The sequence below is a fragment of the Conyzicola nivalis genome, from assembly GCF_040548875.1.
GTDB lineage: Bacteria > Actinomycetota > Actinomycetes > Actinomycetales > Microbacteriaceae > Conyzicola > Conyzicola nivalis_A.
The window spans coordinates 1,136,218-1,158,040 of record NZ_JBEPSJ010000001.1 but is presented as its reverse complement, the minus strand read 5'-3'; the positions used below and the strand labels follow the sequence as shown (position 1 = coordinate 1,158,040).

The window sequence follows — 21,823 nt, the reverse complement described above, 5'->3', positions numbered from 1 at the left end:
GCGGTTGGCGAGGCCCCGGAAAGTCCCGCCATCCCCGGGGCGACTCGGCGCTAACTCCTGAATTTCCGACGAGGGGCGGATGGCGCGGCTCCTCCCCAGCGGCCGAAACGGGCACCGCCTCCACACATCGCCGCGGGGCTCTCCGCTGCGGGCGCCGGGCGACGAGCATTCCGGTATGACCGACATCGCCTCGATGGTCGCCGGCCTCGGAGGCATGGCACAGAAGCAGCAGCTCGTCGCGCGGGGAGCGCGTGACCCCGACCTGACGCAGGCGGTCAGACGGGGCGAGGTGACCCGCGCCCGACAGGGCTGGTACACGACGCTGCCGCCCGACGACCCCCGAGTGCAGGCGGTGCGCGTGGGCGGACGGCTCACCGGCATCTCGGCGGTCATCGCCGCGGGCGGCTGGGCGCTCGGTCCGTTCGCGCTGCACGTCTCGGTGCCGTCGAACGCCGCAAGACTGCGCACGCCGCTCAACCGATTCGTGAAGCTCGCGGCGCGACATGTCCCGGGGCTGGAGTTGCACTGGGACGACGACGGCGTCGCCGGGCGCGGCACGGCGATGGCAGTCGACCTGCGCGACGCCCTCGTGCGCGTCGTTCTCGACGAGTCGTTCGAGACCGCGGTGGCCGCCCTCGACTGGGCGCTGCACACCGGCAGGCTCGACCGGATCGCGTTCGAGCTGCTCATCCTGCGATTGCCGGAGGACCGTCGCGGCATCCGGGAGTGGGTCGACGGCCGGTGCGAGAGCCTGCCCGAGAGTCTGGCGCGAACCCGCCTGCGGATTCTCGGCCACACCGTCGACATCCAGGTGCGCCTCGGAGACGTCGAGCGGATCGACCTCGTCGTGGACGACTGCGTCGGAATGGAGACCGACGGGCGGGAATTCCACCTCGAGACCTTCGAGCGTGACCGCCGCAAGGATCTCGACATCACGATCGCGCGGCTGCATCCGCTGCGTCCGAGCGCCCGCATGGTGTTCCACGACTGGACGCGGGTCGTGCGGGCGGTCGACGCGGCCCTCGCCGCCCGCCGCCCCGCCCGTCGTATCGGAAATTCAGGAGCTAGCGCGACGCATCCGGTCACGACTCCCGGAAAACCGGGCGTGCGCGGGCGACGCCACCGCCTAACTCCTGAATTTCCGAGTCACGGCGGGAATACGGGCGGGCGGCGACGGTTGTCCTCAGGGTGAGTGAACCCATAAAGGTAGACATCTGGTCCGACGTGCAGTGCCCCTGGTGCTACATCGGCAAGCGCAAGTTCGAAGACGGGGCCGCTCAGTTCGGCGGCGACGTCGAGGTGGAGTACCACTCCTTCGAGCTCGCCCCAGACACCCCGGTCGACTTCGACGGATCGCCCAGAGACTTCCTCAGCCAGCGCAAGGGCATCGCGCTCGACCAGGTCGACATGATGCTCGACCGCGTCACCAGCATCGCCAAAGACGTCGGACTCGACTACGACTACGACCACGTGCATCAGACCAACACGGTCAAGGCGCACGAGCTGCTGCACTTCGCGAAGAGCAAGGGCCTGCAGCTCGAGATGAAGGAAGCGCTGCTCAAGGCCTACTTCGTCGACGGCGGCCACGTCGGGCGGGTCGCCGACCTCGCAGAGCTCGCGGTCACCGTTGGGCTCGACCGTGACGAGGTCGTGACCGTGCTCGAGGCCAACACCTACCTCGCCGACGTGAAGGCCGACGTCGCCCAGGCTCAGGCCTACGGCATCCAGGGCGTTCCGTTCTTCGTGATCGACGGCAAGTACGGCATCTCCGGCGCCCAGGAAGCGGCGGCCTTCGCCGGCGCGCTCGAGCAGGCGCGGTCGGAACGCGACGCCCCGGAACAGGACGCATCGTGACGGATGTCGCGGCGAGCCCGTTCACGATGGTGGGCGACCCGGCGGCGGCCGCGTGCGTCGGCGACTCCTGCCTGATCCCCGAGCATCACCCTCAGGCCGAGGTCAACCGCCAGCTGGACGAGGACCTCGTCTGACGCAACCCCCCGATCGGTGAGATTTCTCTCACCCGTCTGAAAACGTTACAAACAACCCGTCAGGTGCGACTTGGCGGGTTGTTTCGCGTCCGCACGAGGTATCCGAGGCGAAAGCCTTGATCGTGCTTTTCGGGCGCTCGTACCGTGGTGTCCCAGCCGACAGGCTCAGGCGGCGGTCCCGACGACCGCTCAGCCAGGGTGGCGGGCAGTGTGGTCCGGGCCGCGATCCGTGCGCGAGCAGGGTCGGGGATTCGGCTGGCCAATTGACCGCAGACCCCGAGGTACCCGGCATGGACATCCAGTTCGACCTGAATCACGTGGGCGATCTTCTAGCGACGCTCCGGCCGTACTTTCCGATCGCCATCGCGGGCGTCATCGTCTGGTCGCTCTGGCTCTACCGCGTCGTGCTCTCCCGTCGCGCACGGGCCATCGTCAGCGACTTCTCCACGACCACGTCGGTCGTCGTGCCGTCATTCCACGAAGACCCCGACATCCTCCTTCGCTGCCTGCACACCTGGCTGAGCGAGAACCCCACTGAGGTGATCGTCGTGCTCGACACGGCCGATGTCGACTCCTACGACCGGCTCGTGGCTGTGGGCGATCCGCGGCTGCGTCCGGTCCTGTTCCAGCATGCGGGAAAGCGGTCGGCGCTCGGCGCCGGCATCCGCCTCGCACGGGGGGAGATCCTCGTGCTCACCGACTCCGACACGTCATGGACGCCCGGGCTGCTGCGCAACGTGCAGATGCCCTTCGCCGACCCCGAGGTCGGGGGAGTGAGCACCCAGCAGAACGTCTACCAACGCGCGACGAGCGTGTGGCGGCGGGTGGCCGACTGGCTCGTCAACCTGCGCTACTACGACTACGTGCCCGCCATGGGCAGGGCGGGCGCGGTGCCGTGCATCTCGGGACGCACGGCGGTCTACCGCCGCGACGCGGTGGTCCCCGTGCTCGACGACCTCGAGAACGAATTCTTCCTCGGCAAGCGCTGCATCTCCGGCGACGACGGAAGGCTCACCTGGCTCGTGCTGGCCTCGGGATGGCGCACCGTGCACCAGTCGTCCGCCCGAGCCCTCTCGATGTTCCCGGCGACCTTCGGCGCCTTCGTCAAGCAGCGCGTGCGCTGGAGCCGCAACTCCTACCGCTGCTATCTGACCGCGATGGCGAAGGGCTGGCTGTGGCGGGTGCCCTTCGTCACCAAGATCACGGTGCTGCAGATCCTGATCACGCCGCTCACCATGGGGCTCAGCATGTTCTACCTGCTGTTCAACCGCCTCGACTTCACCGCCGTCGGCATCGCGGCTGCCGTCGGCTGGTTGCTGCTCGGCCGGGGCATCCGCGGCATGTCCAATCTGCGGCGCAACCCGGGCGACATCCTGCTGCTTCCACTGGTGGCGGTCGTCGTGGTGCTCATCGCGCTCCCGATCAAGAGCTACGCCTTCGTGACGATGAACAAGCAGGGCTGGCTCACCCGGCACGCCGACCAGATCGGCGGTGACGGTCAGGACGCCCGCACCCTGGTCGCCGAGGCGGGTCCCGGCCGGGCGGTGGCGGCGTGAGCCGGCACGAGTTCACGGCGGACGGGTCGCGGCGACGGCCGGTCGTCGCCGGCGTCGTGCTCGCCCTGCTGGTCGGGATCGTCGCGTCGGTGGCCGTCGCCCGGTTCGTCGCCGCGAGCGCGGAGGCGGACCGCACGCCCGTGGCGGCGGCACCCACCGTCTCGACGGGCGAATCGTACGGCGGCGACCCCGTCCGTGAGGCGCGGCTGGTGCGTTCAGAGGCGCAGCGGCTCGTCTATGTGCGCACGGTGTCCGCGTCGGCACGGTGGAACGCGGCGGTCGCCGACGACCCGTACCGCGTGCGCACCGGCCCCACATTCACCCTCGTGCTGCCGGCACGCGCCGAGCCATACACGGTCGCCGACCTAGAACGGCTCGCCCCCGACACCTTCGTGAAGCAGCCGGACGGCGGCTACCTGTTGTCAGAGCACGTCCTCGTGCTGACCGGCGCCACGCTCGCGCTCGCGCCCCCGGCCGGCGCCGCACCCGGAGGTGCGGGTCTGAGCATCCGGCTCAAGAGCGACGCGCAGTCGTTTGTCTCGATCGTCACCTCGGGCGGGTCCCTTCGCGTCGATGGCACCGCCCAGGCCCCGGTCGCGATCACCAGCTGGGACGGGACCGCCGCCGCGCCCGACTCCGACACCTCGGACGGGCGCGCCTACCTTCGGGTCATCGGAGGCCAGGCCTCGTTCTCGCACGTGAGCTTCTCCGAGCTCGGATTCTGGAGCGGCAACACCGGCGGACTCTCGCTGACGGGAACCGAGGCGGCGGCGACCTTCGACGCCTTCACCGGCAATCGGGCGGATGCCACGGCCGCAGTATCCGGTGCGCAAGTGCTGCCTCCGGGAACGCTCGTCACCCCCGCCGCCGAATCCGAATACACCTTCGTCTCGGCCGGCCTCGACCACGTGACGCTCGTCGGCAACGCCTTCGGTCTGTTCGTGACGAGTGCGGAGGGCGTCGTCATCCGCGACTCCAGCATCAGCAGGAGCCTCGTCGACGGCCTCGTCTTTCACCGCTTCGTCACCGACAGCTCGATCACCCGCACCACATCGTTCGCGAACGCGGTCGACGGTTTCCGGCTGTCGCGGTCGAGCGCCGGAGTGACCCTGCGCGACGTGACGGCTTCGGACAACGGGCGCGACGGCCTCTCCCTCGACGGCCGGCCGCTCGCCGCCGGACCGAGCGCGACGGGCACCGCGGTCGAGAAGTTCGGTGACAACCGCGTCACCGGGGGAGTCTTCCGCGACAATGAGCGCTACGGCATCTCGGTGAGCGGCGGCCGCGATGTCGTGCTCGCCGACAACCATGTCGTCGGCAACCAGAGCGGCATCGTCGTGAACCACGAGGCAGACGGCGTCGCCGTCGTCGGCAACCGGCTGGAACGCCAGGCGCAGCAGTCGATCTCCATCCGCGACGCGGTGGTCGAGGCCGACGTCAGCGAGAACACCGTCTCCGGCGGCGACACGGCGATCTATGTGCGCAACTCGGAGGCCCGGGTCGCCGACAACACCGTGCGCGCCGTGTCGAACCACGGGGTCACCCTGATGGGAGACACCCGAGGCAGCGCCGTCGTCGACAACACCATCGCCGGGTTCGGCGCGATCCCGGTGTACACCGAGCGGGCGACGGGGGGAGTCGTCCGCGCCAACGACACCCTCGACTGGCGCAAGGCCGCCAGTGCGGAGACCGTGGTCAACGCGATCTTCCAACCGCTCACCCTGGTCTGGATAGTCCTCGCCGTGCTCGTTCTCGCCTCCGCGCTGTCACCGTCCGCCCGACGCGCGAGGGAGATCCGCCACCCGTATGCCGATCGCGCCCCCCTGTCCGAGTTCACCCGCGGCGTCGTCTCCCGCGACTCGATGAAGGAGCCCTCGTGACCTCCGATCCGAACGAAGAGTCCCAGCGTCGGCGCCGAGCCATGACCATCGGAGCCGTCGTGGCGGTCGCGCTTGCCGTCGTGATCGTGGTCGCCGTCGCTGTCATCCTCACGGGGAACGCGGCCAACCGGGACGCGAGCGCACCGGGGGTCACCAGCGTCCCGCAGCCGACGAGGACTCCGGATGCCTCGGGCGGTCCGTCGACGCCCGCCCCGACCTCGTGCGGCACGGCCACGGTGACCGTCTCGACGACGGAGCAGCTCGAAGCTGCTCTGTCCGAGGCGACCGCGGGAGCGAGCATCCGCCTCATGCCCGGTCGGTACGACGGCGAGTTCACGGCGACGGGCCAGGGGACGTCCGAGCGACCCATCGCCCTGTGCGGCCCCCGCGAGGCGATCCTCGACGGCGGCGGCATCAGCGCGGGCTATGTCCTCCACCTCGACGCGGCCGCGCACTGGGTCGTCGCGGGCTTCTCCGTGCAGAACGGGCAGAAGGGCGTGATGGCCGACGCCACCACCGCCACGGTGATCCGCGACCTGCACGTCTCGCAGATCGGTGACGAGGGGATCCACCTGCGCAACTTCAGCACCGACAACACCGTGAGCGGCAACACGATCCGCGAGACGGGTCTGCGCAAGCCGAAGTTCGGCGAGGGAATCTATGTGGGCACCGCCGAGAGCAACTGGTGCGACGTCAGCGGCTGCCAGCCTGACGCGAGCGACCGCAACACGATCGAGGGCAACGACATCGCCGGCACCACGTCGGAGAGCATCGACGTCAAGGAGGGCACGAGTGGCGGCGTCGTGCGGGGAAACACCTTCGACGGCTCTGCGATCGTCGGCGCCGACTCCTGGGTCGACGTCAAGGGCAACGACTGGCTCATCGAGGGGAACACCGGCACGAACTCGCCCATGGACGGATTCCAGACGCACGAGATCCTCGACGGCTGGGGCACCGACAACGTCTTCAGGGCCAACACTGCGACCGTGAACGGGCCGGGATTCGGCTTCTCGCTCACGCCTGCGCGCGACAACGTCGTCGAGTGCACGAACAAGGCCTCCGGCGCTGCCGAAGGGACCACCAATGTGGAGTGCGTGCGCACCTGACCGTCGATCGACCCATGGGAGGCTCAATGACCAGAACCATCGCCACGGCGCCCGTCGTGGAACACCCGAGAATCACCGTGATCGGAACCGGGTACCTCGGTGCCACCCACGCGGTCTGCATGACCGCGCTCGGCTTCGACGTGCTCGGCGTCGACGTCGACGCGGCTAAGGTCGCCGCGCTCTCCGCGGGCACAGTGCCGTTCTTCGAACCGGGGCTGCCCGAGAAGCTGCGAGAGGCGCTCGACTCCGGCCGACTCCGGTTCACGACCGATTTCGACGAGGCCGCGCGTTTCGGCGACGTGCACTTCGTCTGCGTCGGCACACCGCAGGCCCCCGGATCGAACGCCGCCGATCTGCGCTTCGTCGAGGCGGCCTTCGCCGAGCTCGCGGCGCGGATCGACCGCAGGGCTTTGCTGGTCGGCAAGTCGACGGTGCCGATAGGGACGGCCGCCCGCATAGCCGACGAGGTGCGCACGCTGTCGCCCGCCGGCGACGACCTCGAGCTGGCCTGGAATCCGGAGTTCCTGCGCGAGGGATTCGCTGTGGAGGACACCCTGCACCCCGACCGGCTCGTCTTCGGCGTGACCAGCGACTGGGCGGAGGCGCAGTTGCGGGCCGCGTTCCGGCCGATACTCGACCGGGACACCCCGCTCGTCGTCGCCGACCTGGCGACGGCGGAGCTCGTGAAAGTCGCGGCGAACTCGTTCCTCGCCACCAAGATCTCGTACATCAACGCGATGGCCGAGGTGTGCGAGGCCACGGGCGCCGATGTGACCGTGCTGGCCACGGCCCTCGGATACGACGACCGCATCGGCGCCCGATTTCTCAAGCCCGGCCTCGGCTTCGGCGGAGGCTGCCTGCCGAAGGACATCCGCGCCTTCACCCACCGCGCCGCAGAGCTCGGGGTGGGGCAGGCCGTCGCGTTCCTCGAGGAGGTCGACGCCATCAACATCCGACGCCGTATCCGCACGGTCGACCTGGTGCGCGAGCTGGCGGGCGGCTCACTCGCCGGGGTGCGCGTCGCCGCCCTCGGCGCGGCGTTCAAGCCGAACTCCGACGACGTGCGCGACGCGCCGGCTCTCGACGTCGCCCGCATGCTCTACCTGGAGGGCGCGAGCGTCACCGTCTACGATCCCGAGGCGACGCAGAACGCGCACCGGGTGTACCCCGACCTCGATTTCGCGTCGAGCCTCGGCCAGGCCGTCGCCTCGGCCGAGGTCGTGGCGCTGCTGACCGAGTGGGACGAGTTCCGTTCGGCCGACCCGACAACGCTCGGCGAGTTGGTTGCGCGGCGCCGCATCGTCGACGGCCGGCACGCGCTCGACGCCGACCGGTATCGCGCCGCCGGATGGGAGTACCGTGCGCTGGGGCTGCCGAGCGGCGCGCGCCAGCCGCAGGCGCTGCCCGGCGGCTGAACGGAAATTCAGGAGTTACCCGCCAGGCCCGACCGTGCCCGCGGAGTTCTCAGCGGGCGTCGAGTCGTCGTGCGCCGCTAACTCCTGAATTTCCGATCGCGTCAGTCGGAGATGTCGGCCACGGTCGCGTCGAAGCCCGCGATGAGCTCGTCGGCGTCGACGAACGCGCTCATGCCGTGCTCGCCGGCGCCCATGGCGATGCGCTGCCCCACGATCCGTGAATCCGCGAACACGGGCCACGCGGTCGACGAGCCGAGCGGCGTGATCGTGCCGCGCTCGTAGCCGGTGGCCTCGAGCGCCAGGTGTGCCTCGGGCAGCCGCAGCTTGTTCACGCCGACGACGGCGCGCAGCTTGCCCCAGGAGATCTGCCGGTCGCCCGGGATCAGCGCGAACAGGTAGCTGCCGTCGTGCCGTTTGACGACGAGCGTCTTCACGATGCCCGCAGTCGAGAGCCCGAGCAGCGCCGCGGCCTCCTCGAGCGAACCCGCAGCGGGACGCTCGACGAATTCGACGGAAATATCCCGAGCCGCGGCATCCGTCGACACCCGTTCCCGACCAGTCATGGCGCCTCGCATATCCGAATCAGAAGAACGTGGAAGAATTGTTGAAATGACCGCCGTGACCGCCACACTTCCTACCCTACAGATCGGGCCCATCGCCCTTGACGTACCGGTCGTGCTCGCGCCCATGGCCGGCATCACGAACACCGCGTTCCGCAGGCTCTGCCGCGAGTACGGCGCCGGGCTCTACGTGTCCGAGATGATCACGAGCCGCGCGCTGGTCGAGCGCACGCCCGAGAGCATGCGCCTCATCAAGCACCACGAGTCGGAGACGACCCGCAGCATCCAGCTCTACGGCGTCGACCCGAAGACGGTCGCCGAGGCCGTCACGATGCTCGTCGCCGAGGACCGCGCCGATCACATCGACCTGAATTTCGGATGCCCCGTGCCGAAGGTCACCCGCAAGGGCGGGGGAGCGGCTCTCCCCTGGAAGCAGGACCTGTTCCGCGACATCGTCGAGGGCGCCGTGAAGGCGGCGGGCGACATCCCGCTGACGATCAAGATGCGCAAGGGCATCGACGACGAGCACCTCACCTACATCGAGGCGGCGAAGGCTGCGCAGGGCGCCGGCGTCGCGAGCATCGCGCTGCACGCCCGCACCGCGGCCGACTTCTACTCCGGCCACGCCGACTGGAGCGCGATCGCGAAGCTCAAGGACACCATCAGCGACGTTCCCGTTCTCGGCAACGGCGACATCTGGAGCGCCGAGGACGCCGTGCGGATGATGGCGGAGACCGGATGCGACGGGGTCGTGGTGGGCCGCGGCTGCCTCGGCCGCCCGTGGCTGTTCGGCGATCTCGCCGCCGCGTTCTCCGGATCGGGAGCCGAGATCATCCAGCCGACCCTCGGCGAGGCCGCGCACGCGTACCGCCGTCACGCCGAGCTGCTCATCGAGTTCTACGACGGCGAGGAGGCCCGCGCCTGCCGCGACATGCGCAAGCACGTCGCCTGGTACTTCAAGGGCTACCCCGTCGGCGGCGAGACCCGCGCAGCCCTGGCGATGTCGTCGAGCGTGCAGGAGATCGACGACCTCATCGCCACGCTCGACTTCGACCAGCCGTACCCCGGCAAGGAGGCCGAGGGCCCGCGCGGCCGCGCCGGCAGCCCCAAGAACCCGAGCCTGCCCTACGGCTGGCTCGACAGCCGCTCTCTCGACGAGAGCTTCCGCACCGAGCTGATCGAGGCCGAATTGCATAACAGTGGTGGCTAGGGGAGATACCGGGCAGTACAGCGAGGCGGACGCCGAGCGCTGGCTCCCCGAGGAGCACTCGAGCCGCCGCAGCGACTTCGCCCGCGACCGTGCACGCCTGCTGCACTCCAGCGCGCTCCGGCGCCTGGCCGCGAAGACGCAGGTGCTCAGCCCGACCCAGGGCCTCGACTTCGCCCGGAACCGGCTGACCCACTCGCTCGAGGTCGCCCAGGTCGGACGCGAACTCGCCGAGAGCCTCGGCCTCGACCCCGACGTCGTCGACACCGCCTGCCTCGCGCACGACATCGGGCATCCGCCGTTCGGCCACAACGGGGAGAAGGCGCTCAACGACTGGTCGATGGACTTCGGCGGGTTCGAGGGCAACGCGCAGACGCTGCGGCTGCTCACCCGCCTCGAGCCGAAGGTGTTCGGGCGCGACGGGCGCAACTACGGCCTCAACCTCACGCGCGCCTCGCTCGACGCGAGCACCAAGTACCCGTGGCCGGCGTCGCAGGGCCTCCCCGACCCCAGCGGGCGCTCGAAGTTCGGTTTCTACGACGACGACACGGCGGTCTTCGAGTGGCTGCGCCACGGCGCACCCGACCGGCAGCGCTGCATCGAGGCACAGGTCATGGACCTCTCCGACGACATCGCCTACTCGGTGCACGACTTCGAGGACGCCGTCGTCGGCGGCTACCTCGACGTTCCCGCCCTGGGCGCCAGGGCCGACCACGACGAGCTCGTCGAGTCGATGTTCGTGTGGATCGGCGGAGAGTTCGACCACGACACCCTCATCGCCGCGTTCGACCGGCTCGACAGCCTCGACTACTGGCTCGACGCGTGGAGCGGCTCGCGCGTCGACCTCGCCCGGCTGAAGAACCTGACCAGCCAGCTGATCGGCCGGTTCGCGCACGAGGCCGTGCACGCCACGCGCGCTGCGCATTCCTCGGGCGCGCTCATCCGGTTCGGCGCGGACGTCGTCGTGCCGCGCGAGACGCAGGCCGAGATCGCCGTGCTCAAGGGGATCGTGGCCGCCAACGTCATGTCGACCAACGCGCGCAAGCCGATCTACGCGGAGCAGCGGGACATCCTCACCGACCTCGCCGACGCACTGCTGGCCACGGAGGATCGCGACCTCGACGCCGGTTTCGCCGCCGACTGGCGCGACGCGACCGACGACTCGGCCCGCAAACGTGTCATCGTCGACCAGGTCGCCTCGCTGACCGACCAGTCGGCGCTCGCCTGGCACTCCCGCCTCGTACCCTGACCCCGCGGCATCCGCCGTCTTCTCGACCAGCGCCGCCCGCCCGCCCGCCGCACGGCCCCCGACCGACCGACCGACCGACCGACCGTCGGAAATTCAGGAGTTGGCGGATGCGCCCGGGGTCGCACCCGCAGAGTTTCGGGCGCGGCCAGCAGCCACCCCTCGCTAACTCCTGAGTTTCCGATTCTGGGCGGCGCGAGGAAGCCCACGCGCCGACCCGGCCGCGGGGAGCCGGTCGGCGCCGCACCGTCACCGAACGGACCCGCACCCGCCCGCCGACCGTCGGAAATTCAGGAGTTGGCGGATGCGCCCGCGGTCGCACCCGCAGAGTTTCGGGCGCGGCCAGCAGCCACCCCTCGCTAACTCCTGAATTTCCGAAAAACACACTTCGGGAGACGGGCCGCGCCGCGCACCCACAGATCGCTGCGGGCGACAGCGGCGGGTGCGGCGCGACCGTAGACTCGACACGTGGCAGGCCTGATCCGACGAAGCGACATCGACGAGGTACGGTCGCGCACGAATCTCGCGGACGTCGTCGGCGACTACGTCACTCTCAAGGGCGCGGGCGTCGGATCGATGAAGGGGCTGTGCCCGTTCCACGAGGAGCGCAGCCCGAGCTTCCACGTGCGGTCGGGAGTCGGTTTCTACCACTGCTTCGGGTGCGGCGAAGGCGGCGACGTCTACTCGTTCCTGCAGAAGATGGACCACGTGTCGTTCTCCGAGGCCGTCGAGCTTCTCGCCGGCCGCCTCGGCTACGAGCTGCACTACGAAGACGGCGGGCAGGCCAGCGATCACAGCAACCGCGCCCGCATCCTCAGCGCCAACCAGGCCGCATCCGAGTTCTACGTCGCCTCGCTCGGCAGCGAGGAGGCCGAGCCGGGGCGCAAGTTCCTCGGCGAACGCGGCTTCGACCAGGGGGCGGCGGAGCGCTTCGGTATCGGATTCGCCCCGCGCGGCGGCGCCCTCGGCAAGCACCTCAAGACGCTCGGCTACTCCGAAGAGGAGCTGGTCGTCGCCGGTCTTCTCGGCAGAGGAGAGCGCGGCGACGTCTACGACCGTTTCCGCAGCCGCCTCGTCTGGCCCATCCGCGACACCACCGGCCAGACCGTCGGCTTCGGCGCGCGCCGCCTGCTCGACGAAGACAAGGGCCCCAAGTACCTCAACACCCCCGAGACGCCGGTGTACCACAAGAGCCAGGTGCTCTACGGGCTCGACCTCGCGAAGAAGGACATCGCCCGCGGCAAGCAAGTCGTCGTCGTCGAGGGCTACACCGACGTTATGGCCTGCCACCTCGCGGGCGTCACCACGGCCGTCGCGACCTGCGGAACGAGCTTCGGTGTCGACCACATCAAGATGATCCGCCGTGTGATGGGCGACGTCGCCGGCGACGTGCGCAGCACCGGAGAGGTCATCTTCACCTTCGACCCCGACGCCGCAGGGCAGAAGGCCGCGAGCCGCGCCTTCGACGAGGAGCAGCGCTTCTCGGCTCAGACGTTCGTGGCCGTGGCGCCCGACGGGCTCGACCCGTGCGACCTGCGCCTGCAGCGCGGCGACGACGCCGTCCGCCGGCTCGTCACCACCCGCAAGCCGATGTTCGAGTTCATGATCCGACGCGTGCTCGACGCCCACAACCTCGCGACCGTCGAGGGCCGCGTCGCGGCGCTGCGTGCGACGGCACCCGTGGTCGCCGGCATCCGCGACGAGGCCCTCGAGGTCGGCTACGTGCGGCAGACCGCCCAGTGGCTCGGCCTCGACATGGACGAGGTGCGGCGAGCCGTGGCATCCGCCCGCTCCGCCTCGACAGCCGAGTCGAAGTCGGGAGAGTCGTCCGGCCAGAGGCTGGAGTCCACACTCTCGCTCATGCAGCTGCCCACCGACCCCACGACGCGCCTCGAACGCGACGCGCTCATGGCGATGCTGCAGTACCCCGCGGAGGTCGGGCTCGACTTCATCCGCCGCGGCGCGAACGTCACCTTCACCGACAACACCCTCGCCGTGGTGAGCGACGCGATCGCCACTAGCGCCGAGCACTGGGAGGCGCCCGACTGGCTCGCGCGTGTCTCCGACGAGGTGCCGCTGCCGTTCGCCACCCTCGTCAAGCAGCTCGGTGTCGCGCCCATCCCCGAGCGGCCCGAGCTCATCGGCGCCTATTGCAAAGACGTCGTCGCCGGCCTCATCGACCGCGACCTGCTGCGCCAGAAGAAAGACCTCCTGGGCGCGCTGCAGAGAACGGATGCCACGGCGGAGGTCGAGAAGTACGGCCAGATCCAGCGCGATCTGGTTCGCGTCGAGGGTGAACGACGCGCCCTGCGCGACGGCTGACCGGGCGGGGGCTCGGCCCAATGTTGCTTTCGTGTAAACATCCGCGCGGGCGACGCCCTGACGTTGGGGTGGCCTCACCTTCTGTGTTACTACTAGACCACAGCAATGCACGACGCCGTCATTTGGCGTGCGCCGCGCATTCATTTCTTGCAACCACACAGGAAGAGGTAGACGCATATGTCGTCCACAACCAATAAGCGTGTATTCGGCGTTCTCGCCGGATCGGCTGCTTTCGCGCTCGTGCTCACGGGCTGCGCAGCCGGCAACAACGACGACGGCGGGGGCGCATCGGGCGGCTCGGTCATCGTCGGCACCACCGACAAGGTCACGTTCCTCGACCCGGCCGGATCGTACGACAACGGCTCGTTCGCCGTCATGAACCAGGTCTACCCGTTCCTCCTCAACTCGGTTCAGGGCACCTCCGACGTGACCCCCGACATCGCCGAGTCCGCAGACTTCACCAGCCCCACCGAGTACACCGTCGTTCTCAAAGAGGGTCTGAAGTTCGCCAACGGCAACGACCTCACCTCCTCCGACGTCAAGTTCAGCTTCGACCGCCAGCTGGCGATCGCCGACGTGAACGGCCCGTCGAGCCTGCTCGGAAACCTCGCTAGCATCGAGGCGACCGACGAGAGCACCGTCGTCTTCACGCTCACCAACCCGAACGACCAGACGTGGGGCCAGATCCTCTCCAGCCCCGCCGCCCCGATCGTCGACGAGGAGGTCTTCTCGGCCGACTCCGTCACCCCCGACGACGACATCGTCGCCGGCGAGGCCTTCGCCGGCCAGTACACGATCGCGAAGTACGACTTCAACAACCTGATCTCGTTCAAGGCGAACCCGGAGTACAAGGGCAACCTCGGCGCCGCGAAGACCGAGAACGTGTCGCTGAAGTACTACACCGACGCGTCGAACCTCAAGCTCGACGTGCAGGAAGGCAACATCGACGTCGCGCACCGCAGCCTGTCTGCGACCGACGTCGCCGACCTGGAGAAGAACGACAAGGTCAAGGTCGAGATCGGCCCGGGTGGAGAGATCCGCTACATCGTCTTCAACTTCAACACGCAGCCGTTCGGTGCGTCGACTCCCGAGGCCGACCCGGCCAAGTCGCTCGCCGTGCGCTCTGCCGTCGCCGACCTGATCGACCGCGAAGAGATCTCGGAGCAGGTCTACAAGGGCACCTACCTTCCCCTGTACTCCTACGTGCCCGACGGCCTGACCGGCGCCACCACGGTTCTCAAGGACCTGTACGGCGACGGCGAAGGCGGACCCGACGCGGATGCCGCGGCTCAGGCTCTCTCCGAAGCCGGAGTTGCCACTCCCGTCGCGCTCAACCTGCAGTACAACCCCGACCACTACGGTGAGTCGTCCGGCGACGAGTACGCCCTCGTGAAGAGCCAGCTCGAAGAGTCCGGCCTGTTCACGGTCAACCTGCAGTCCACCGAGTGGGTCACCTACTCGAAGGACCGCACCGCCGACGTCTACCCCGCCTACCAGCTCGGCTGGTTCCCGGACTACTCCGACGCCGACAACTACCTGACGCCGTTCTTCTCGACGGAGAACTTCCTCGGCAACCACTACGACAACCCCGCGGTGAACGACATGATCGTCGCGCAGGCATCGGAGACCGACGCCGACGCCCGCACGAAGATGATCGAGGAGATCCAGGCCGCAGTAGCAGCCGACCTCTCGACGATCCCGCTTCTGCAGGGTTCTCAGGTCGCCATCACCGGAACCGACGTCTCGGGCGCAACGCTCGACGGCTCGTTCAAGTTCCGCTACGGCTCGCTCGCCAAGGGCTAGTCACGGCTGATTCGCTCAGCCAGCTAGAGTCTTTCTAGCGCGATCAGGGGCGACCCGCTACTTGCGGGTCGCCCCTTTTCCATCCCACAGCTAACGCCACGCGAGGATAGTTAATGAGCACGACGATTCAGGCGGCACCGGCACGACCCGGACCGCCCTCGGCCCCCAAGAAGGGCTTCAGATTTCCCGGTGGCAACCTCGGGCGTTACATCGCCGTCAGGTTCCTGCTGATCATCCCCACAGTGTTCATCCTCGTCACGATGGTGTTCCTGCTCATGCGAACGATCGGCGACCCGATCACCGCGGCTCTCGGTGGCAGGCTCACCGCGGCCCAGCTGCAGGAGCGCATCCACGAGGCCGGCTACGACCGCCCGGTGCTCGTGCAGTACTTCGAGTACCTCGGCCAGGTCTTCACCGGCAACTTCGGCACCGCCATCTCCGACGGGCGGCCGGTCATCGAGCTGATCCTGACCTACGGCGCGGCGACTCTCGAACTCGCGGTCTACGCGCTGATCATCGCGTTCATCGTCGGTATCCCTCTCGGCATGGTCGCCGCGTACTTCCGCGACAAGTGGCCCGACGCCGTGCTGCGCATCATGGCGATCCTGTTCTACGCCACACCGGTGTTCTTCTCCGGCCTTCTGCTCAAGCTGGTCTTCGCAGTCTGGCTGAACGTGCTTCCCGTGGCCGGTCGCGCGTCGACCCGCACGGAGCTGGAATTCACGACCCTCGAGAACCCCAGCGGCATCTACCTCGTCGACGCGATCAAGCTCGGAAGCCCCGCCGCCGTCGCCGACGTGCTGCAGCACGCAGTGCTCCCCGGCATCGCGCTCGGACTGCTCACCGCGGGCATCTTCCTGCGCCTGGTGCGCACGAACGTGATCGGCACGCTGTCGATGGACTACGTCGACGCCGCCCGTTCCCGTGGAGTGAGCGAGTACCGTCTCGTGCGCCACCACGCGTACAAGCCGGCCCTCATCCCGATCATCACGGTAATCGGCCTGCAGATCGCGCTCCTCCTCGGCGGCGCGGTGCTCACCGAGACCACCTTCGAGTGGAAGGGCCTCGGCTTCAAACTCGCCGAGTACCTCTCCGCGCGCGACTTCATCGCCGTGCAGGGCATCGTCGCCCTGCTCGCCGTCGTCGTGGCTCTCAGCAACTTCGTCGTCGATATCATCGCCGCGATCATCGATCCCCGAGTGAGGTACTAGAGATGTCTCTAGCGACACCAGCCAAGCCGGCGCTGTGGAAGCGTCTGCCCGTCGTGCACCAGCTGCGCCAGAGCGTCGGCCTGCAGCGCGGAATGCTCATCGTGGGGCTCGTCATCACCGGCATCTTCATCTTCGTCGCGATCTTCGCGCCGCTTCTGGCCCCCTACGGCTACTCGACCCTGCGTGATGAAGACGGCATCTTCGGCGCCCAGCAGCCTCCCGGCGGCAAGCACCTGCTCGGAACGACCGTGGGCGGGTACGACGTGCTCTCCCGCGTGCTCTGGGGTGCGCAGACCGCGCTCTCGGTCATCGTCGTCGCGGTGCTGCTCTCGATCTTCGTCGGCGTGCTGCTCGGACTCATCTCCGGCTACCTCGGCGGCTGGCTCGACCGCGTCATCATCGTGATCGCCGACGCCGTCTACGCCTTCCCGACCCTGCTTCTGGCCATCGTCGCCGCCATCGCCATCAGCGGCGGCCAGTCGAGCCTGTGGGGCGGCGTGTTCGCCGCCGCGGTGTCGATCACCGTGGTGTTCATCCCGCAGTACCTGCGCGTGATCCGAGCGGAGACCGTGCGCATCAAGGCGGAGGCCTACGTGGAGTCGGCGATGGTCATCGGTTCCGGAACGGGGCGCATCATGTTCCGCCACGTGCTGCGCAACGCGACCCGCACGCTCCCGCTGATCTTCACCCTGAACAGCTCCGAGGCGATCCTCACCCTCGCCGGGCTGGGCTTCCTCGGCTTCGGCATCGAACCGACGTCGGCGGCGGAGTGGGGCTACGACCTCAACAAGTCGATCTCCGACGTCACGAGCGGGATCTGGTGGACCTCGGTCTTCCCCGGCCTCGCGATCGTGCTCGTCGTGCTGGGTATCACCCTCGTCGGCGAGAGCCTCAACGACCTCGCCGACCCGCGGCTGCGCACCAAGCGCCGCGCGGACGGCGGACCGTCCACCACCGCCGAGACCACCGTGGTCCCCGGCGGCAGCCTCGACGATGTGCCGTCGATCGAAGCCCTGGAGGGTCGAGTATGAGCAACGTGCTGCAGATCGACAAGCTGAAGGTCACCTTCGCGACCGACGCCGGCGACATGGTCGCCGTCAACGACGTGAGCCTCTCGGTCGCGGCCGGCGAGGTCGTGGCGATCGTGGGCGAGAGCGGCAGCGGCAAGACCGTCACCGCCAAGACCATCCTGGGCCTGCTGCCCGACACCGCCGTGTCCCGCGGCGCGGTGCTCCTCGGCGCCAACAACGTCATCGCGCTCTCGGGCCAGCGGCTCCGCGCCATCCGCGGCACCGACGTCGCCATGGTGTTCCAGGAGCCGTCGACGGCGCTCAACCCCGTGCACACCGTGGGCTGGCAGATCGCCGAAGGCCTCCGCGCCCACGGCGAGTACACCAGGAAGCAGGCACGCGCGAAGGCGATCGACATCCTGCGCAAGGTCGGCATCCCCGACCCCGAGAGCCGCGTGGACTACTACCCGCACCAGTTCTCCGGCGGGCAGAAGCAGCGGGTGGTCATCGCCATGGCGCTCGTGCTCGAGCCCGGACTGATCGTCGCCGACGAGCCGACCACCGCGCTCGACGTCACCGTGCAGGCCGAGATCCTCGACCTCCTGCGTCGAGTGCGCGACGAGTTCGGCACCGCGATCCTGCTCATCACCCACAACATGGGTGTCGTCGCCGACCTCGCCGACCGCGTCGTGGTGATGTACAACGGCGACGTCGTCGAAGAGGCGACCGCGATCGAGCTCTTCGCCCGGCCGCAAGACCCGTACACGCAGAAGCTGCTCGCCTCCGTGCCGAGGCTCGGCACGGGTGCCCAACGCGCCGCCGACCGCGCAGACGCGCGGGGAGCAGAGCTCGCCGCCCCCGTCGTCGTGGCGAAGGACCTCGAGATCGAGTACCCCGGCCGACTCGGCCGCAGCGGCTTCCGCGCGGTCAACCGTGTGAGCTTCACGATCTCGCCCGGAGAGGTGCTCGGCCTCGTCGGCGAGAGCGGCTCGGGCAAGACCACCATCGGCCGGGCCATCGGAGGCCTGACCAAGGTCACCGGCGGGTCGCTCCAGGTGCTCGGGCACGAGATGCTCGGCATCCGCGAGCGTGCGTTCAAGCCCGTGCGCAGCGACATCGGCTTCGTCTTCCAAGACCCCGCATCGAGCTTCAACCCGCTGCTCACCATCGCCCAGTGCGTCGCCGAGCCGCTCGTGGTGCACAAGCGTGCGAAAGACGCCGCCTCCGCCCGCAGACGAGTCGACGAGCTGCTCGAGGCTGTGCAGCTGCCGAAAGCGTTCGGCGACCGCTACCCGCACGAGCTCAGCGGCGGCCAGCGCCAGCGCGCCAGCCTCGCGCGCGCCCTCGCGCTCGAGCCCACCCTGCTGATCGCCGACGAGCCCACCAGCGCCCTCGACGTGTCGGTGCAGGCGCGCGTGCTCGAGCTCTTCGCCGAGCTGCAGAAGGAGTTCGGCTTCGCGGCGCTCTTCATCAGCCACGACCTCGCGGTCGTCGACATGCTCGCCGACCGCATCGCGGTGCTCTACCACGGCGAACTCGTCGAGGAGGGGCCGGGCTCCCAGGTGCTCGGGGCTCCGCAGCATCCGTACACCCAGCGTCTGCTCGCATCGCTGCCCGTTCCCGACCCGATGGAGCAGGCCGAGCGCCGCGAAGCGCTCCGACTGCTGAAGGAAGCCGACTAGGACATGACCACGAGCGCAGTGCCCATTCCGCCCGCGATCTTCGCGAACGATCTCTCGATGCGCTACCCGTCGCGACGACCAGAGTCGCGCGATCTCGTGGTCAACGGGGTGAGCCTGACGCTGCCGCAGGGCGAGATCGTCGCCGTGGTGGGGGAGGCCGGTTCGGGCAAGAGCACCCTGGCGGCCGCCATCGCCGGAGCCGCGGAGACGGGCGACCCGAGGTCGCCGCTCATCCAGGGCGGCACGCTGCGCGTGCTCGGGTACACGATGAAGGGCCTGTCCGAGCGCAAACGCGACATGCTCACGCTGCGCGTCGGCTACGTGCCGCAGGACGCGGGAGCGCTGCTCGCTGCGCGGCTCACCGTCGCCGAGAACGTGGCGGCGCCGATCTACGCGCGCGACCGCCGCTTCAACCAGCGCGAGGCAGGGGAGGCGGTCGCCACCCTCATCGACTCGGTGCGGCTGCCGCTCGGCATCATGAACCGCTACCCGCACGAGCTGAGCCGCGGCCAGCGCCAGCGCGTGGCGATCGCCCAGGCGCTCATCCTCGAGCCCGCCCTGCTCGTGGCCGACGACCCCACGTCGGGCATTGACGCGACGGTGCGCGGCACCATCCTCGACGTGATCAGAGAATTGCAGGTCAGCCGCCAGTTCTCTGCGTTCATCGTGGCCACCGACGTCTCCGAGGTGCGGCGGGTGACCGACCAGCTGCTCGTGCTCCACCGCGGAACGGTCGTCGGGCAGGGCACCGTCGACGAGGTACTCGGCGCCCCGCGCCATCCGTATGTCGAAGGCCTCGCCCGGGGCCGGGCGTCCGCACCGAGAACGAAGACAATCTCCGCATGAGCACACAGCACATCGATCCGCTCGGTTCCGTGGCCGACGTCGTCGCCAGCGAGAGCCGGCCCAGCGCCGGCCCGATCGCCATCCTCCCCGAGGCGGAGCAGCGCTTCGCCGACGCCGTCGAGGCCGGCGGCGGAACCGTCGCCCCGCTCTCCGACGACACCCGCGGCGTCGTCTGGCTCACGTCCACCGGCGCCGCCGAGTTGAAGGCGGTGCTCGACGCCCACCCGGCCATCGAGTGGGTGCAGCTGCCGTGGGCGGGCGTCGACGCCTTCTCCGACCTGCTCGCCGGGTATGCGGGATCGCCGCGTCCGCTCTGGACCAGCGCGAAGGGCGCATACTCCGAGCCCGTCGCCGAACACGCCGTCGCGCTCACCCTCGCCCTGCTGCGCGGCCTGCCCGCCAAGGCGAGCGCCACCTCCTGGGCGAGGACCGAGGTCGGCATCTCGCTCTACGGGCTCGACGTCGTCATCGTGGGCGCCGGCGGCATCGCCGTCGAGATCATGCGGCTGCTCGCCCCCTTCCGCACGAGGATCACCGTCGTGCGACGCTCCGAGGCACCCCTCGAGGGCGCCGACCGCACCGTCTCCAGCGACCGCCTCTCCGAGGTGCTGCCGCAGGCCGACGTCGTCATCCTCGCCGCGGCCAGCACCACCGGCACGGCGAAGCTCATCGGCGCGGAGCAGCTCGCCGCCATGAAGCCGAGCGCCGTGCTGGTCAACATCGCGCGCGGCGCACTCGTCGACACCGACGCCCTGGTCGCCGCCCTCGCCGCCGGCGAGATCGACGGTGCTGGGCTCGACGTCACCGACCCCGAGCCGCTCCCCGACGGGCATCCGCTCTGGCACGAGCCGAGGTGCATCATCACCTCGCACTCCGCCGACACGAAGGCCATGACCCGGCCGCTGCTCGCAGGCCGCATCAGCGTCAACGTGCAGGCGATGCTCGGAGACGGCCGCTTCGTCGGCGTCGTCGACACTGAGGCCGGGTACTGATGGCCGTCGCGTTCTACGTGGGCGCGTACACCGCCGACATGGGCGGGACGGCGACCGGCATCGCCGCCCTCGGACGCCTCGCCGACGGCTCGCTCGAGAACCTCGGGCTCGCCACCGTCGCCGACTCGCCCTCCTACCTGGCCACATCGGGCGACCTCGTCTACGCCGCCGCCGAGGCGGCCGGCCGCGTCGAGGTATTCCGCCGTGACAGTGAGCTCGCGCTGGAACCCGTCGCCGGCGCACCCTCCGGCGGAGTCGCCCCCTGCCACGTCGCCCGCTACGGCGACACCGTGGTCGCAGCGTGCTACGTCGACGGCACCCTCGGCGTGCTCTCCGCCGAGCCGCTCGCCCTGACGCAGCGCGTCGAGGCCCACGGGGCCGGCCCCCATCCCGCGCAGGACGGCCCGCACGCGCACGCCACCTTCGCCCTCGACGGCACGACCATCCTCTCCGCCGATCTCGGCTCCGACCGCGTGCACGTGCACGAGCTGGCGAACGGCCACCTCACGCGCACCGCGTCGCTCGACCTGCCGCCGGGCACCGGTCCCCGCGACTTCCTCCGCCTGCCGTCGGGCCTGCTGCTCGTGCTCGGCGAACTGAGCCTCGAAGTGCTCGTGCTGCGCTGGAACGACGGGGAGCTCTCGATCGTCGGCGGCGCTGCTCTCGCCGGTGCGGAGCCCGGCGATCACGCGTCAGCGCTCAGCCTCGGCCCCGGCGGCCGGTTCGCCTACGCCGGCCTCCGCGGCAGCAACCGCATCTCCATCCTCGCGGTCGACGGCGAGACGGTGACCGCCGCCGGCTTCGTCGACGCCGGGGGAGACTGGCCGCGTCACCACGTCGTCGACGGCGACGTCATGCACGTCGCGCACGAGCGCTCGAGCACCGTCGCGAGCTTCCGGCTCGGCACCGACGGTGTGCCCGCGCTCATCGCACCCGCCATCGCCGTCGCGTCGCCAATATTTTTGCTGGCGGTGTGACCCGGTTTTTCGCGGAAATTCG

Annotated in this window: 18 protein-coding genes; 17 read left to right on the top strand and 1 reads right to left on the bottom strand. The window is 69.4% G+C overall.

Annotated elements, in window-relative coordinates; genetic code table 11:
* Positions 1-175: 175 nt before the first annotated feature.
* The 7 genes from ABIE21_RS05615 to ABIE21_RS05585 all read left to right on the top strand — a co-directional run bounded on the left by ABIE21_RS05615 (position 176) and on the right by ABIE21_RS05585 (position 7,945).
* Positions 176-1,192: a hypothetical protein gene (locus tag ABIE21_RS05615; protein ID WP_354023786.1), complete on the top strand. Its 1,017-nt coding sequence runs from the start codon at positions 176-178 to the stop codon at positions 1,190-1,192.
* Positions 1,189-1,854 carry a DsbA family oxidoreductase gene (locus tag ABIE21_RS05610; RefSeq protein ID WP_354023785.1) on the top strand — a complete coding sequence of 222 codons (666 nt, stop codon included), beginning with the start codon at positions 1,189-1,191 and terminating at the stop codon, positions 1,852-1,854. The genes ABIE21_RS05615 and ABIE21_RS05610 overlap by 4 nt, the downstream gene beginning before the upstream one ends.
* Positions 1,851-1,988 carry a hypothetical protein gene (locus ABIE21_RS05605; RefSeq protein WP_354023784.1) on the top strand — a complete coding sequence of 46 codons (138 nt, stop codon included), beginning with the start codon at positions 1,851-1,853 and terminating at the stop codon, positions 1,986-1,988. The genes ABIE21_RS05610 and ABIE21_RS05605 overlap by 4 nt, the downstream gene beginning before the upstream one ends.
* 263 nt (positions 1,989-2,251) lie before the next feature.
* Positions 2,252-3,544, top strand: coding sequence for a glycosyltransferase (locus tag ABIE21_RS05600; RefSeq protein ID WP_354023783.1), 1,293 nt, complete (start codon positions 2,252-2,254; stop codon positions 3,542-3,544).
* Entirely contained in the window at positions 3,541-5,424 is a 1,884-nt protein-coding gene (locus ABIE21_RS05595) for a right-handed parallel beta-helix repeat-containing protein (RefSeq protein WP_354023782.1), read from the top strand. The genes ABIE21_RS05600 and ABIE21_RS05595 overlap by 4 nt, the downstream gene beginning before the upstream one ends.
* A complete protein-coding gene (locus tag ABIE21_RS05590) occupies positions 5,421-6,530 on the top strand; it encodes a right-handed parallel beta-helix repeat-containing protein (protein ID WP_354023781.1) in 1,110 nt (369 codons plus the stop codon). Before ABIE21_RS05595 ends, ABIE21_RS05590 begins: the two co-directional genes overlap by 4 nt.
* A 26-nt stretch (positions 6,531-6,556) precedes the next feature.
* Entirely contained in the window at positions 6,557-7,945 is a 1,389-nt protein-coding gene (locus ABIE21_RS05585) for a UDP-glucose dehydrogenase family protein (RefSeq protein ID WP_354023780.1), read from the top strand.
* A 101-nt stretch (positions 7,946-8,046) separates the two neighbouring features.
* Here ABIE21_RS05585 and ABIE21_RS05580 read toward each other — a convergent pair whose 3' ends face one another.
* A complete protein-coding gene (locus ABIE21_RS05580; RefSeq protein ID WP_354023779.1) occupies positions 8,047-8,508 on the bottom strand; it encodes an aminoacyl-tRNA deacylase in 462 nt (153 codons plus the stop codon).
* 46 nt (positions 8,509-8,554) lie between these two features.
* Between ABIE21_RS05580 and dusB the strand changes: the two genes are divergently transcribed.
* The 10 genes from dusB to ABIE21_RS05530 all read left to right on the top strand — a co-directional run bounded on the left by dusB (position 8,555) and on the right by ABIE21_RS05530 (position 21,801).
* Positions 8,555-9,715 (top strand): tRNA dihydrouridine synthase DusB, encoded by a 1,161-nt coding sequence (gene dusB, locus ABIE21_RS05575; RefSeq protein WP_354023778.1) that lies wholly within the window; start codon positions 8,555-8,557, stop codon positions 9,713-9,715.
* A complete protein-coding gene (locus ABIE21_RS05570; RefSeq protein WP_354023777.1) occupies positions 9,708-10,961 on the top strand; it encodes a deoxyguanosinetriphosphate triphosphohydrolase in 1,254 nt (417 codons plus the stop codon). Before dusB ends, ABIE21_RS05570 begins: the two co-directional genes overlap by 8 nt.
* A 465-nt stretch (positions 10,962-11,426) precedes the next feature.
* The gene (gene dnaG / locus ABIE21_RS05565) at positions 11,427-13,280 is read left to right on the top strand and encodes a DNA primase (protein ID WP_354023776.1); all 1,854 of its coding nucleotides are present in this window, start codon (positions 11,427-11,429) and stop codon (positions 13,278-13,280) included.
* Between the two features lie 177 nt (positions 13,281-13,457).
* Positions 13,458-15,083, top strand: coding sequence for an ABC transporter substrate-binding protein (locus tag ABIE21_RS05560; protein WP_354023775.1), 1,626 nt, complete (start codon positions 13,458-13,460; stop codon positions 15,081-15,083).
* Positions 15,084-15,196: 113 nt separating this feature from the next.
* Positions 15,197-16,294, top strand: a complete 1,098-nt coding sequence (locus ABIE21_RS05555) for an ABC transporter permease (RefSeq protein WP_354023774.1) — start codon at positions 15,197-15,199, stop codon at positions 16,292-16,294.
* Between the two features lie 2 nt (positions 16,295-16,296).
* Positions 16,297-17,325 (top strand): ABC transporter permease, encoded by a 1,029-nt coding sequence (locus tag ABIE21_RS05550; protein ID WP_354023773.1) that lies wholly within the window; start codon positions 16,297-16,299, stop codon positions 17,323-17,325.
* On the top strand, positions 17,322-18,986 hold the full coding sequence (locus tag ABIE21_RS05545) for an ABC transporter ATP-binding protein (RefSeq protein ID WP_354023772.1): 1,665 nt from the start codon (positions 17,322-17,324) through the stop codon (positions 18,984-18,986). Before ABIE21_RS05550 ends, ABIE21_RS05545 begins: the two co-directional genes overlap by 4 nt.
* Positions 18,987-18,989: 3 nt before the next feature.
* Entirely contained in the window at positions 18,990-19,832 is an 843-nt protein-coding gene (locus tag ABIE21_RS05540; RefSeq protein ID WP_354023771.1) for an ATP-binding cassette domain-containing protein, read from the top strand.
* Complete coding sequence (locus ABIE21_RS05535; RefSeq protein ID WP_354023770.1) at positions 19,829-20,824, top strand: D-isomer specific 2-hydroxyacid dehydrogenase family protein; 996 nt, start codon at positions 19,829-19,831, stop codon at positions 20,822-20,824. The genes ABIE21_RS05540 and ABIE21_RS05535 overlap by 4 nt, the downstream gene beginning before the upstream one ends.
* On the top strand, positions 20,824-21,801 hold the full coding sequence (locus ABIE21_RS05530; protein WP_354023769.1) for a lactonase family protein: 978 nt from the start codon (positions 20,824-20,826) through the stop codon (positions 21,799-21,801). The genes ABIE21_RS05535 and ABIE21_RS05530 overlap by 1 nt, the downstream gene beginning before the upstream one ends.
* The last annotated feature ends 22 nt before the right edge of the window (positions 21,802-21,823 follow it).